Raw genomic sequence first — 14,616 nt, 5'->3', positions numbered from 1 at the left:
GTTGTATAAAGAGGTCAAAGATAATGAAAAGCGAATTAACCCACAAAGAGCCTGTTTTTTAAGGTTTATTCCTTTCTTTCAGATGGTTTTTGGGTAACCATATACACCCCTAAAAAGATTAAAATGGCCGAAATAATTTTCACTAAACTCAAATCATCTTTCCCAAGGCCAATCGCAAATACAGTTGCGAATACAGGTTGTAGATAAATAAATACAGCCACTGTTGTTGGTTTTAATTCCTTCATGGTAAGTAAATTTAATAAATAGGTTACAAAAGTCGAAATAACGACTACAAATCCTATTTTCCAATATATAGCTACAGGGACTATTGACCAGTTAACTATTTCAAATTGGCTCCAGCCAAAAGGCAAAACCATTAAAAAACCAAATAGATAAATCCATTTTACAAAAGTAAAAGCATTGTATTTCTCCATCAATTTTTTGACAATGATTAAATAAAAACCATAAGAAACGGCATTTAAAAAAACGAGAATATTTCCTAAAGTGGCATTTGTGGCGGTACCAATTGATTTGCCATAAAGAATTAAAAAACCAGTTCCTATTAAACCCAGAGAAATCCCAGCAACCATGCGTTTCTTCATTCGTTCTTTCATAATAATTGCCGAAAGGACTAAAACAATCATAGGCGTGGTAACCATAATTACGGATGCCGAGATGGGTGAAGTAAGGCTAAGTCCTTTAAAAAAAGTTAGCATATTGAAGGCCACGCCAAAAAAAGCAGCAACAATAATTCGGGGAAAATCATTAGTTGCTATTTTTTCTTTAGGCATAAACAACCAGCAGAACCAGAATAAAAGCATAGCACCACTTACACGCAATAAAATGAAGCCATAAGCATCAATATAAGTAGGCATGACATCTTTGGCAATGGTAAATGTAACGCCGTATATTATGGAAACAATAGTTGCACCAAAAAGAGCAATATTTCTTTTAGACATTATTCAATGCTTTCATCACTTGAAGCATGTTTTGCTGCGTTCCGCCAACAAAAACATTACCGTCAATAACAAAAACAGGACGACTCAAAAAGGTGTAATGTTCTAGGATGTATTTCTTATAATCAGCTTCAGTCAAGGTTTGATCCTTCAAATTCATAGATTTATACAATTGTGCTTTTTTACTAAACAAAGCCTCATAGCTATTAGATAGTTGATACATTTCTTCTAATTCTTCTTCAGTTAAAGGATTTTGCTTGATGTCTCTAAAAACAAGATTATTGCCTTTAGGTAAGGTTTTAATAATTTTTCGACAAGTATCACAAGAAGCGATGTAATAGATTTTGTTCATAATAATTTCAATTTCTTTGTGCAAAGAAAAATCATTTGAAACTGAAAATGATTATTTTTATCAAAAAATTAGAAATGAACACATCATTAGACGTTACCAGAACCAGTAGAAAAATGTTATCTCAAATTTTAAAAGGATATACATTAGCACAATTGAACGCCATTCCTGAGGGACATAATAATAATTTAATTTGGAATATTGCCCACATTGTAGTGGTGCAACAAATGCTAGTTTATAAATTATCAGGTCTTCCAATGAATATTTCAGATACATTGGTCGAAAAATATAAAAAAGGGACAAAGCCAGAACAAGATGCAACACAAGCTGAAGTAGATGAAATTTATAATTTACTGATGGAAACCATCGATCAAACGGAGATTGATATGAATAATAATAGTTTTGTTAACTACCAAGAATACCCCACTTCAACAGGTTTTGTTTTGAAAAATGCCAAAGACGCTATGTTCTTTAATAGTTTTCATGAGGGGATTCATATTGGCGCTATTCTAGGTATTAGAAAATTCATTTAATTTTATTTTAATACCAAATAAGGATTTGCTTCTTTATAGGATATGAGCAACTCTTTTGGTCCATCTGCATAGGATGCCGCTTCGTATGAGTTATAATACAATAACAATCCACGGTCAGTATAAAATATATTGAGCGGCAAGTGGAATACATTATTTTCAAATAAGTAGCCAGTTGAATTGATATTTTTGTCGTTAGGGATTTTATATTTGATTCTGAATTTATTCTCTGCAAACGCTTTAAATCCATTTTGGTCTTTAAATAATTGACTGTTCGAAATTGTTTTTCCCGTTGCAGGATCAAAAAGTAGTGAACGTAAGCCTTGGTATCCATGAGCTCCACCAGTATAAGTATAGTGCTTGATTTCAATATTTAAAATACTATCTGAGACGTATTTTACGGATCCCTCGATTTTTGCTTCCCAACCAAAACTGTCTTTTGGGAATTCTTTTTGTAGTTTTTCATAGGAATCAATAAAGGACCTAGAGAGATCATTATAATTGGTTGCTGCGTATGGCTTTTCGCCAAAGTATACAATCTCTTTTAAAACTGAAAAGACTTTTTTATTGATGTTGTCAGCTACATCGGGGACGTCTTTTGCAATTGGAATTTTTATACTAATTTGAGGACAATTCTCTTTGCAGGGTAAACTCGTTTTTTTTAAGAATGATTGATCTTCAAAAACTAGCTCCTTAGAACAACGTGCCATAGAAAAAAGTAATAGGCTAAAAAGGATAATATTTTTCATCTCAAAAAGTGTTAATTTAATACAAAGGTATGGACTTGCTCCTTGTCAGGAATAATTTTAGCGGTAAGTTTGAGTAACCATTAAAACAGTAAAATTTAAAGATATGAAATTCAATACAAAAACAATACATGGAGGGCAACATCATGATCCGTCAACTGGAGCAGTTATGCCACCCATTTTTCAAACTTCGACATATGCACAAACAAGCCCAGGCAAACCTATTGGTGATTATGTATATAGTAGATCTGCAAATCCTACAAGATCAGCTTTAGAGGAAGCATTAGCAAGTATTGAAAATGGAGCAAAAGGATTGGCTTTTTCATCTGGATTAGCAGCTACTGATTGTTTGTTGCGTTCTTTTAAAGCGGGTGACGAAATTATTACAATGGACGATTTATATGGAGGTACGTATAGAATGTTTACTAAAATATATCACAATTCAGGAATTAAATTTCATTATGTTGATATGAATGATTTGAAGAATATTAAATCATTAATTAATGAAAACACTAAAATGGTTTGGGTAGAAACACCTACAAATCCATTAATGAAATTAGCTGATATTGCTGCTATAGCTAAAATTACAAAGGAGAACAATATTCTATTTGCAGTAGATAATACTTTTGCAACACCTTATTTACAAAACCCATTAGATTTAGGTGCCGATGTGGTAATGCATTCGGCTACAAAGTACCTTGCAGGGCATTCGGATGTGGTGGCTGGAGCTTTGATTGCTAAAACAGCTGAACTAGGAAAACAATTGCACTTTCAACAATTTGCGACAGGTGCTACTCTTGGACCAATGGATAGTTTTTTAGTTCTTAGAGGAATAAAAACGTTGCACTTAAGAATGCAAAGACATTGTGAAAACGGAGAAAAAGTGGCTGATTTTTTGAATAAGCATCCAAAAGTAAAAACAGTCTATTACACAGGACTACCAAGTCATCCGTTTCATGAAATTGCTAAAAAGCAAATGAGTGGTTTTGGTGGAATGGTTTCTTTTGATTTTGTTTCGGGTAAAAAAGAAGATTCAATAAGTTTCTTAGAAAAAATTAAAATTTTCACTTTGGCGGAATCATTGGGTGGCGTTGAGTCATTAGCAAATCATCCTGCTTTAATGACGCATGCATCGATTCCTGAAGACAAACGTGCAGCAGTTGGTATTACAGATGATTTAGTTCGTTTGAGTGTGGGAGTTGAAGATATTGAAGATTTATTGGAAGACCTGAAGAACGCACTAGCGTAAATATAAAAAACAAGTTTTTTAAAAAAGACTTCTAAATGAAAAAGCCCAAATCTAAAATTTAGATTTGGGCTTTTATTTTTATTTAAGAATAAATTATTTTATTCTGAAAGTAACTTTTCTTACTAGTTTTCTAGCTAATTCTGAATCTTTATCAACTGAATTATCTTCACCAGCTGCGATAACGTTCAATCTTGAAGCGTCAACATTAGCTTTTAATAAAATGCTTTTCACTTTAGCAGCTCTTGCATTAGATAATTTATCATTGTAAGCAGATCTTCCAATTTCGTCAGCATGACCAATAATATCAACTGAAGCTGAAGGATTGTTTCTTAAGTAAGTTAAGATAAAATCGATACCTTCTGTAGAAACATTTGTTGGAGTAGATTTGTTAAAATCAAAATAAGTAGCAACATAACCACCATTAATTAAGCTTTTGATTAATTCATTGTTGCTTAACATTGGAGATTTGTCAGTTTTACTTGTATAGTTCTTCATGATGTAGTTTTCTACGTCATCTGGAACATTATTGTTGTTTGCGTCAACTGATACACCTTTAGTGTTAACTAAAGCACCTGCAGCAGTGTTAGGCTCTTGATCTAAATAATCAGCTACACCATCATTGTCAGTATCAAGCATTTTGTTCTCGATTGCAGCAATTTTTGCGTCAATTCCGTCTAAACGATCTTCATTGTCAATAACCCAGTCAGCATGTTTTACATTTTTACCTAAGTAAACTGTTAAACCAACTGTACCGTTGAAAAGAATTCCTTGAAATCCTTGGTGTTTACGAAATGTTGCAGCATCAAAAGATCTGTCTTGTGCAGCATTAAGAATAGTTGTAAAATCTCCTGTTAATGATACTCTGTTAGATAATTTAATTTGTCCAGTTATACCTGCCATGAAATTACCCATTCTGTCTTTTGCAGCAGAATTTTGATCTTCTAATTGAGCTAAACCAAAACCAGCGTGACCTAATAAACCAATTGTATTAGTCCAAGTTTCGAAACTCATGATTCTTCCTAAATTAGCTACTGCTTGTAAGTCAACTCTGTAGTACTTAGTACTAAAGTCTTTAGAACTATTTTGTCCTTCAAAACTGTTGTAACCAAAGTCAGCTTTCAAACCAAATTTGTTATTAAACATGTATCTTGCTCCTAAATCAATTACATAAGGACTTGGTGTAGATGTAAAATAACCTGAAGTCATAGGTCTTTGTGGTTTGTTAACACCACCAGCCAATTCAATAGACCATTTGTTGTAATCGTCTTTTGTACTCTTTTCTGTCTCAGTTTGAGCACTCATTGTTGTAAATGCCGCAGCAAATACCAACGTAAGTATAAGTTTTTTCATTTTTTTCATTTTTAAATTCTAGGCAAAAATACGATATAATGTTTAATAAGAAATTTCAAACAGTTAATTATGTAATAATTAGCATTAATTCTGTAAATTGCGGGGAATGCTTAGGTTATTACTAATTTTTTACCTGTTTTTTTGCGAATATAAATTGCTAAACATTAATTTTTGTGACTTGATTTAGTTAGGGAAGTTATAAAAAGACGCGTTTTTATTTATAAAATGGTCTTTAAAACATCTGAAATTCTAATAAAGGCATTAAAATTAGTATGCTCCACCTTATAATCAATTTTTTCATGAGCCCAAGTAGTGTGAAACGGGATGTGAACAGCGTAACCGCCAATCGCTAGAACGGGTAAAACATCTGATTTTAAAGAGTTCCCTATCATAATGAATTCCTCTGGTTTTATTTCCAATCGCTTAATCAAATCAAGATAGTCCACTTCTTGTTTGTCTGACATGACTTCTATATGATGAAAGTATTTCCCTAATCCAGAATTGTGTAATTTTCTGCGTTGATCTAATAAGTCCCCTTTAGTTGCTACAACTAATTTGTATTTGCCATGTAAAGCTTCCAAGGTTTCTTCAACTCCGTCTAATAAAACAATAGGTTTCTCAATCAATTCTTTTCCGTACTGTATGATTTTTTCGATAATTTCTATTGGAATGGTATTGTTAGAAATTCTCATTGCCGCTTCAATCATAGAAAGGATGTATCCTTTTATGCCATACCCATACATTTTTAAATTATCAATTTCCACTTTAAACAGTTCTTGCGAAATTCCTTGATGCGATAAATAATCTTCCATCAAACCACAAAACTTCTTTTCGGTTTCATCAAAATAGGTTTCATTGATAAATAAAGTGTCATCTGCGTCGAAGGCTATTACTTTTAAATTTTTCATATTGTTTTTATGCTGTCAAAGAGGCATCCTCTTTTGTTTTATTAAATATATTTTTTATTGAAAATGTTTTCGTGTAAAAAGTAATTCGGATACCCAAAAGCAAAATTATACCACCAATAATCATATTGATTGTAATTTTCTCGTCTAAAAATGCCCATGCTAAAATAGAGGTAATTACTGCTTGTCCTAATAAACTCAACGAAACCCTTGTGGGACGCATGTGTTGAGTTGCATAACTAACCGATAGCCAAGCCATCAATTGACAAACAACGGCTTGTATCATCAAAACCAACCAACCCGAATTTGAAAATCCAGAAAATGGCTCATTCATCCAGATGCAGACTACTGATAAATAAACAGTGGATGCTAGTAAACTAATAGTCATAAAGGACAGTACATCTATATGAGTCAGTGCTTTTTTACTAACCAATAAATAGATGGAGTAGAAAATTCCTGATAATACAGCTAATAGAAAGGAATTGTTAAAATCTAATTTCAGAAAGAATTTAAATCCCACTAACATCGCCATTCCAAAAAGGGCTACTATAGTTCCTATCCAAAAATTTAGAGCTGGTTTGGTTTTTAAAAATACATAAGAAATAATTCCCACCCATAGTGGTGACAAATTGGTCAATAACGAAGCTTGGGTTGCACTTGATTCCTGAATGGCAATATTCCAAACCGCAACATCCGAAGCAAATAAAACACCACAAAGGATTGCCAGTATCAAGTGTTTTTTCTCAGGTAATTTAAATTTTTTAGTGACAAGCACATAAGGTAATAACAAAGAAACAGCAATTGCCATCCTGTAAAATGCGGAAATTAATCCAGGAGCTAGCTTGAGTTTAATCAATATAGGGAAAATCGAAATACAAAGTATCCCGAAAACTAAAGCTAATCTTGGTTTTGCATTGGTCATTCTTTTTGCTATTAACTAATATAAACACGAATTTCACTAATTTACACAGTTTAGTTGGTGAAAAATAGTGAAATTCGTGTTTATACACTTTTCTTTTTTCTTAATTTATCGTCTCTCCATTAGAAACACCATCAGTATCTGGGTTTACAAAAACCAGTTTTCCTTCGGTATTAGTAGACATCAAAATCATTCCTTGGCTTTCTACACCACGCAAGTTTCTTGGAGCTAAATTCACTAAAACAGTGACTTTCTTTCCAATGATATCTTCCGGTTTAAAGCTTTCTGCAATTCCTGAAACAATCGTGCGAACATCTATTCCAGTATCTACTTTTAAAATCAACAATTTGTTGGCTTTTGGCATTTTCTCTGCTTCCAAGATCGTACCTACACGAATATCCATTTTGGCAAAATCATCAAACTGAATCGCTTCTTTTTGTGGTTCTGCTCTTTTGTTTTCGGCAGTATTAGCGGTTTTAGTCGCTTCTAGTTTGTCAATTTGTTTCTGAATTTCCTCGTCTTCAATTTTTGCAAAAAGCAATTCTGCTTCACCTATTTGGTGTCCACCCGGAAGTAAACCTGAAGTTTCTGAAATTGTACTCCAACTCAACGGACTTTCGATTTTCAATATTCGTGATAATTTTGTTGCTGTAAAAGGCAAGAACGGTTCGCAAAGTGAACTCAAAGCCGCAGCAATTTGAAGTGCTACATACATTTGAGTTTGAACACGACCTTCGTCGGTTTTTATCATTTTCCACGGCTCTTCGTCGGCCAAATATTTATTTCCTAAACGAGCCACATTCATTAATTCTCCAAGCGCTTCTCTAAAACGGTAACGCTCTAAAGAACTTGAAATAACTGCTGGATAGGCTTTCAATTCCGTTAAAGTTGCTTCATCCACTTCTGATAAGGTATTCGGGCTTGGAACAACTCCTTCGTAATATTTATTAGTCAAAACGACTACGCGGTTAATGAAGTTTCCAAAAATGGCAACCAATTCATTATTGTTTCTTGCTTGAAAATCTTTCCAAGTAAAGTCATTATCTTTTGTTTCTGGCGCATTTGATGTCAAAGCATAACGCAAAACATCTTGCTGATTTGGGAATTCTTCCAAATATTCGTGCAACCAAACTGCCCAGTTTTTAGAAGTCGATAATTTATTTCCTTCCAAGTTCAGGAACTCATTTGCTGGCACATTGTCTGGCAAAATATAGCTTCCTTCGGCTTTCAACATCGCAGGGAAAATAATACAATGAAAAACAATATTGTCTTTCCCTATAAAGTGAACCAATTTCGTATCTTGATCTTTCCAGTAAGGCTCCCAATCTTTTCCTTCGCGCAAAGCCCATTCTTTAGTAGAAGAAATGTAGCCAATTGGGGCATCAAACCATACATATAATTTTTTTCCTTCGGCACCTTCAACAGGAACATCAATTCCCCAATCAAGGTCACGAGTTACAGCACGAGGTTCTAATCCTCCGTCAATCCATGATTTTACTTGTCCGTAAACATTAGGTTTCCAGTCATTTTTGTGTCCTACAAGAATCCATTCTTTTAAGAAATCTTCATAGCGATCCAAAGGTAAAAACCAGTGCTTCGTCGATTTCATAATAGGAGTATCTCCCGTAATAGTTGATTTTGGATTAATTAGATCTGTAGCGTTTAGTGTAGAACCACATTTCTCACATTGGTCACCGTATGCTTCTTCATTACCACATTTTGGGCAAGTTCCAGTTACAAAACGGTCAGCTAAGAACTGATCTGCTTTTGCATCATACAACTGCTCTGTTACTTGTTCTATAAAATCACCTTTTTCATATAATGTTCTAAAAAATTCCGAAGCAGTGTCATGATGAATTTTAGCCGAAGTTCTTGAGTAATTATCAAACGAAATCCCAAAATCTAAGAACGATTTGCGAATAATGCCATCATATTTATCAATTACTTCCTGAGGAGTAATTCCTTCTTTTTTCGCTTTCATAGAAATTGCCACACCGTGCTCGTCGCTTCCGCATACAAACAAAACGTCTCTTCCTTGCAATCTTAAATATCTAGAATATATGTCAGATGGCACGTAAACACCCGCCAAATGGCCAATGTGAATTGGTCCGTTCGTATAAGGTAATGCCGCTGTAATCGTATATCTTTTTGGATTCTGTATCATGATTCAATTTTATTGAGTGCAAAAATAAGCAATAGAATTTTATTTGTAGCTATTTAGCTCCGCTGAATCTTCGATGTCCCGCTATCCGTTGCAATCTTATTATTTTTAAAGGAAAAAGAGAAAGGATTTTCACTGCAGATGAAGTTCACTGTACTCCGCAAAAATAGAAATTAAGTGAAGTAATCGGGGCTATGGATCTCTACTTAACTTGAAATTTGAATGCCAATGTGGGAAACCGTAAAGGATTGTATTTCAGTTATATTAAGTTTGTAGTTAGAGTGGCAAAAAATGCTGTTTTAATTAAAAACCTAATTTAAGTAAAATGAGAAAATTAATTACATTACTAATTATTGTACTATTACTATTTCCTAAAAAAGTAGAAGCTCAAAATAATGCCGCTGGTGCTTTAGCAGCCGTAGCTGGTTTAGCTGCTATCGGTGCGGGTATATTTGCCGCTGACCAAATGGAAGAACAAGCTGAACTAACTGCAACACAATGGATATTAAAGAACCACCCTGAATTAACTAGTTTTTCATTAAAAACATTGGCTTTTAATGGTAAAAAATTGAAAGATATGTCTTCTGTTTCTGTTATTTTATATAATATCCAGGAATTTCAACCTCAAGAAAAACCAGTTTTAAATGGTAAAAAACAGGTTTTGTTCGGATTTACTAGTAATGGTTGGGTAAGTGAAAGTGGAGTTAATTTTGATAAAGTAAAATGGTATTTAATTGATGAAAGCGAATGGGTTAAAATGATGACCTCTTACGTAAAAGTTGCTTCTGGAATTAATGATAATAGTTTAATTAAAAATAAATTAATTGAGGGTAAAATTGTAAATAAAGGTTTGAAAGTTAATGGCAAACTTGTTGTTCCTTTCTTTGAGTTGTCTGGTGATATGTATGTAGTTACTGATTATTCAAGCGAAATGAAATTTATATATAATGAAAGATCACTAGGGATTTTTCTAAAAGACACTAGGGATTTAGTTCAGATAGGAAGAAGTGAGATAATTGATATACACGAATACTTTTTTAGTAAATAATTTTAGTGAATTTGGCACAAGTTCGCAGTTTGTTCTTAAATTATTTTTAATACGTTTAAACAATTTAAGTTTGAACTTAATACATTAGTAGGTAAAGCCACATTTTTAATGTGGCTTTTTTTATATTTGCAAACTAGAATTTAAGATGATTGTATATCATGGCAAAAGGACCCGAAAAAAACACTAAAAACAAGGCTTTACACACCAAATTGCTAAATAGGAAAAAAGCTAAACTTCAAGAGGAGAAAAAAGCAAGCGCCTTACGTTTGAAAGCTTTAGTTACAAAAATGAATCAGCAAAAGAATAGTAACGATTCTGAGGTCAATTAACAAATAGCGTTAATTAATCAGTAGCTAAAAAAACATTTCCATTCCTCGCTATTTTACCCGAAATTTGCATCATACTCCTTAAAAATTAAAAAAATGGAATTCGGTAAAATAATTCTTTCAGAAACGGCCGCTGCTAGCGAAAACCCACAAGACGTTATCAATTCTAATATTTCGGTAATTAACTTAATGCGTGAGGAAAAAATGGAGGACGATTTGATTCATGAAGATGCAATCATGAGTTATTATTTAGATTATTATAATGCACAATGTACCGAAGGGAATTTTGCTCAATTTGTTTACAATTCAGGCTGGAATAGAGAATTAAACGAATTAGTAGAGGAAGGTTTGGCTTTGATTGGTGCGGAGAAACACTTGGAGTTTTTTCAACTACAAAGCAAGAAAGCTAAATTGATGAGCAGTGTAAAACGAGACAAATTCCTAAAAGGAAAACTAGAAGGTGTAAATCCTACTAGAGATATTTTAAACACACCACCATTTGCAACAATCGAAGAAGATTTAGTGACTTTAAACGCTAATTTTTTAAAATCCCATCCAGATACAGAAGTGCTTTCAGTAGATGATATGTTTGCTGTTTTGGAGGAATTTGTGGGTCACGAAATAAAAAGAGCTTAATGATTTAGATTATTTCGCAAATTATTACAAAGAAAAAACGAAAGGGTAAGTCCCTAAATTTAGCAAAACTTCGCCCTCTCTGTGTCTTCTTTGTACCTCTTTGCGAAAATATTTCCTTAAAACTTTCCGCTGTAAGTATTAAACATTTCCTTAAATTTGCTTCCATTATATAAAAGAAGATTAATAAAATCAAGCTATGTTACAAATCGCATTTATTAGAGAGAATCAAGAAAAAGTAATCACCGCTTTGGCAAAAAGAAATATGGATGCCACTAGCGTTGTTGAAGAAGTTGTTCAATTAGATGAAAAACGTCGTGCTACACAAGTAGAATTAGACGGAATTTTATCTGAATCTAATAAATTATCCAAAGACATTGGTGAATTGATGAAAGCGGGAGAGAAATCAAAAGCCGCAATCCTAAAAGAAAAAACAGTTTTACTAAAAGAGAAAAGCAAAGTTTTGGCTGAATCAGCTGATGCGTTTGCCGCCGAACTTTTAGAAAAACTATACACTTTACCCAATCTTCCTGCTGATATTGTTCCTGTGGGAAAAACACCAGAAGAAAACTTAAATGTTTTTGAAGAAGGGGGGATTCCAGTTTTACACGAAGGTGCACAACCACACTGGGAATTGGTAAAAAAATACGACATCATCGATTTTGAGTTAGGAGTAAAAATTACGGGTGCAGGATTTCCTGTTTATAAAGGTAAAGGGGCAAGATTACAGCGTGCTTTGATCAATTATTTTTTAGACAAAAACACAGCAGCAGGTTACAATGAAGTGCAAGTTCCACATATGGTAAACGAAGCTTCGGCATATGGAACTGGGCAATTGCCAGACAAAGAAGGGCAAATGTACCATGACAAAACGGATGATTTGTACTTAATTCCTACGGCTGAGGTTCCAGTGACGAATTTGTTTAGAGATGTAATCTTGAGCGAAAACGAATTACCAGTTTTAACAACTGCATATACACCATGTTTCCGAAGAGAAGCAGGTTCTTACGGTGCACACGTTCGTGGATTGAATCGTTTGCATCAATTTGATAAAGTCGAAATTGTACGCGTGGAGCATCCTGACAACTCTTACAAAGCGTTGGATGGAATGGTGGAACACGTAAAAGAAATTCTAAACGAATTAAAATTACCATACAGAATTTTACGCCTTTGTGGTGGCGATATGGGTTTTACATCGGCTTTGACTTATGATTTTGAAGTTTTTTCTACAGCACAAGACCGTTGGTTAGAAATTTCGTCTGTTTCTAATTTTGAGACTTTTCAAGCCAATCGTTTGAAATTACGTTTCAAAGACAAAGACGGAAAAAACCAATTGGCACACACACTAAACGGAAGTTCATTGGCATTGCCAAGAGTATTGGCGGGAATTTTAGAAAATTACCAAACTCCAGAAGGGATTGTAATACCTGAGGTATTGCGTCCATATTGTGGTTTTGATATTATAAATTAATTACTGTAAAATAAAGTAAATTTTTAAACCATTAAGAAATTTAGGAGCATTAAGCTTAATAAACTTAATTTCTTAATGGTTTAATTTTTTTTAGCCTATATTTTGTTTCTATAAATAAAAATAATTTGCGGTTAATTTAGCGTTGTAATTCAATAATTTATTGCGATTAAAAACAGGAATAATGAAAAAACTCTTTCTACATATCACTTTGTTTTTTTCATTAGTTTGTTTTTCTCAAAACGAGCAATTGGCACAGTATTATTATGACAAAGGTGATTTTGAAAAAGCTAAAATAAGTTACGAAGAGTTACTGGAAAGCGTACCTCAAAACTTGCAGTATTTCCTGAGAACTGTAGATTGCTACCAACAGTTACAACAATACGACATTGCTGAAAAAGCAATTCAAGCTCGCCTTGATAAATACAAACAAGGGAGTCTTCTAGTAGAATTAGGATACAATTTCCAACTCCAAAAAAAAGAGGATAAAGCTAAAATTAATTACGATTTAGCCTTAGACCGAATTCGGAAAAACCCAAATGAAGTATATGCGATTTCTAATTCATTTGAGAAGAAAGTATTATTGGACTATGCCTTAAAATCATATCAAATAGCTTCTGATCTCGTTCCTAATTATAATTTTAATTATCAAAAAGGACTGCTTTATGGGCAAATGGGAAACACTGAAATGATGATTTCGACCTTTCTTGACGAAGCTTTAGCCAATCCTCAAAATTCGATATTGATACAAAATCAATTAGCACGGTACATTACTGACGATGGCGATGCTGATTTTAGTAATCTTTTGCGAAAAGCATTAATTCTTAGAGTTCAAAAAAGCCAAGACCTATTTTGGAATCGGTATTTGAGTTGGTATTACGTCCAACAAAAAGAGTTTTCAAAAGCATTTATTCAGGAAAAAGCCATTTATAAGCGCAATCCAGAATCGCTAGCTAATATTGTTAGTTTGATTCAGCTTGCCATTGAAGAAGAGGATGAAGCCACTGCCAATGAAATGTTGAGTTTTGTAATAGAAAACACCAAAGATTTAGAGTTGCTAGTGCAGGCACATTCGTATATTATAAAATTAAAAATTGACAAAGCCAAAGAAAAAGATTTTACTAGTATCAACTCAGAATTAGATCGTTTGCTAGCAGAATATGAAATAACACCTTTTACCTTATCTTTGCAACTGATTCAGGCGCATTTTGTAGCTTTTAATTTAAAAAAACCTGAAAAAGCAAGAGTAATAATAACAAAAGCACTGGAATTACAATTGAATGATTATGATATTGCGAAGGTGAAAATGGAGTTGGCAGATATTTTGCTGTATGAAGAAAAATTCAATCAAGCGTTGATTTATTATTCACAGATTGAAATGGATTTAAAGAATGATATTGTAGCACACGAAGCCAGTTTGAAAGCAGCAAAAACGAGTTATTTTAAGACAGATTTCGTTTGGGCGTTGAAGCAGTTCAAAGAACTAAAATCGGCAAACACACAATTGATTGCTAATGATGCTTTGGAGTATTTTTTGTTGATAAATGACAATACGGTTGCTGATTCGACTCAAACGGCATTAGCAGCATTTGCCAAAGGAGATTATTTGTTGTATCAAAATAGAAATCAGGAAGCGATTATACAGTTTCAGTTCATTTTGCAAAAATTCAAAGGACAAGAAATTGAAGCAGTAACGTTATTACGACTGGGTAAAATCTATGAAAAAACAGCCGATTATAATTTGGCTTTAAGCCAATATCAATCAATTATTGACCATCATAGTGACGGAATTTACATAGATGAAGCACTGTATTTTTCGGCAGAAATTTATAATAAAAAAATAAACGAACCCGAAAAGGCAAAGCCATTATATGAAAAAATACTCTTTGGTCATGAAGACAGTATTTATTTTGTAGAAGCAAGAAAGAGCTTCAGAAGATTAAGAGGAGATAAAAATCTATAGAAAGGTTAATCGG

Annotated in this window: 13 protein-coding genes; 6 read left to right on the top strand and 7 right to left on the bottom strand. The window is 33.3% G+C overall.

What is annotated here, in order from left to right; all coding sequences use genetic code 11:
• Window positions 1–65 precede the first annotated feature (65 nt).
• Window positions 66–959, bottom strand: a complete 894-nt coding sequence (locus AB3G36_RS03270) for a DMT family transporter (RefSeq protein ID WP_367755964.1) — start codon at window positions 957–959, stop codon at window positions 66–68.
• Window positions 952–1,308, bottom strand: coding sequence for an arsenate reductase family protein (locus tag AB3G36_RS03265; protein ID WP_367755962.1), 357 nt, complete (start codon window positions 1,306–1,308; stop codon window positions 952–954). The genes AB3G36_RS03270 and AB3G36_RS03265 overlap by 8 nt, the downstream gene beginning before the upstream one ends.
• 74 nt (window positions 1,309–1,382) lie before the next feature.
• Between AB3G36_RS03265 and AB3G36_RS03260 the strand changes: the two genes are divergently transcribed.
• On the top strand, window positions 1,383–1,838 hold the full coding sequence (locus AB3G36_RS03260) for a DinB family protein (protein WP_367755960.1): 456 nt from the start codon (window positions 1,383–1,385) through the stop codon (window positions 1,836–1,838).
• 2 nt (window positions 1,839–1,840) lie between these two features.
• Here AB3G36_RS03260 and AB3G36_RS03255 read toward each other — a convergent pair whose 3' ends face one another.
• Window positions 1,841–2,584 carry a DUF4163 domain-containing protein gene (locus AB3G36_RS03255; RefSeq protein WP_367755958.1) on the bottom strand — a complete coding sequence of 248 codons (744 nt, stop codon included), beginning with the start codon at window positions 2,582–2,584 and terminating at the stop codon, window positions 1,841–1,843.
• A gap of 103 nt (window positions 2,585–2,687) precedes the next feature.
• Between AB3G36_RS03255 and AB3G36_RS03250 the strand changes: the two genes are divergently transcribed.
• Window positions 2,688–3,830, top strand: coding sequence for a cystathionine gamma-synthase (locus AB3G36_RS03250; protein ID WP_367755956.1), 1,143 nt, complete (start codon window positions 2,688–2,690; stop codon window positions 3,828–3,830).
• Window positions 3,831–3,923: 93 nt separating this feature from the next.
• Here the strand turns inward: AB3G36_RS03250 and AB3G36_RS03245 are convergent, their stop codons facing one another.
• The 4 genes from AB3G36_RS03245 to metG all read right to left on the bottom strand — a co-directional run bounded on the left by AB3G36_RS03245 (window position 3,924) and on the right by metG (window position 9,168).
• Entirely contained in the window at window positions 3,924–5,180 is a 1,257-nt protein-coding gene (locus AB3G36_RS03245; protein ID WP_367755954.1) for an OmpA family protein, read from the bottom strand.
• 218 nt (window positions 5,181–5,398) lie between these two features.
• On the bottom strand, window positions 5,399–6,088 hold the full coding sequence (locus AB3G36_RS03240; RefSeq protein WP_367755952.1) for an HAD family hydrolase: 690 nt from the start codon (window positions 6,086–6,088) through the stop codon (window positions 5,399–5,401).
• A 7-nt stretch (window positions 6,089–6,095) separates the two neighbouring features.
• Window positions 6,096–7,007: a DMT family transporter gene (locus AB3G36_RS03235; protein ID WP_367755950.1), complete on the bottom strand. Its 912-nt coding sequence runs from the start codon at window positions 7,005–7,007 to the stop codon at window positions 6,096–6,098.
• Between the two features lie 100 nt (window positions 7,008–7,107).
• The gene (gene metG / locus AB3G36_RS03230; protein WP_367755948.1) at window positions 7,108–9,168 is read right to left on the bottom strand and encodes a methionine--tRNA ligase; all 2,061 of its coding nucleotides are present in this window, start codon (window positions 9,166–9,168) and stop codon (window positions 7,108–7,110) included.
• Between the two features lie 322 nt (window positions 9,169–9,490).
• Here metG and AB3G36_RS03225 point away from each other — a divergent pair, with 322 nt between their 5' ends.
• The 4 genes from AB3G36_RS03225 (at window position 9,491) to AB3G36_RS03210 (ending at window position 14,603) form a co-directional block, all read left to right on the top strand.
• A complete protein-coding gene (locus tag AB3G36_RS03225; RefSeq protein ID WP_367755946.1) occupies window positions 9,491–10,213 on the top strand; it encodes a hypothetical protein in 723 nt (240 codons plus the stop codon).
• Window positions 10,214–10,635: 422 nt separating this feature from the next.
• A complete protein-coding gene (locus AB3G36_RS03220; protein WP_367755944.1) occupies window positions 10,636–11,175 on the top strand; it encodes a hypothetical protein in 540 nt (179 codons plus the stop codon).
• Between the two features lie 196 nt (window positions 11,176–11,371).
• Window positions 11,372–12,643: a serine--tRNA ligase gene (gene serS, locus AB3G36_RS03215; protein WP_367755942.1), complete on the top strand. Its 1,272-nt coding sequence runs from the start codon at window positions 11,372–11,374 to the stop codon at window positions 12,641–12,643.
• 181 nt (window positions 12,644–12,824) lie between these two features.
• Window positions 12,825–14,603 carry a tetratricopeptide repeat protein gene (locus AB3G36_RS03210; protein ID WP_367755940.1) on the top strand — a complete coding sequence of 593 codons (1,779 nt, stop codon included), beginning with the start codon at window positions 12,825–12,827 and terminating at the stop codon, window positions 14,601–14,603.
• Window positions 14,604–14,616 lie beyond the last annotated feature (13 nt).

Origin of the sequence: Flavobacterium sp. WC2430 (genome assembly GCF_040822075.1) — a bacterium.
GTDB lineage: Bacteria > Bacteroidota > Bacteroidia > Flavobacteriales > Flavobacteriaceae > Flavobacterium.
This window is presented reverse-complemented; position numbering and strand designations above follow the sequence as displayed.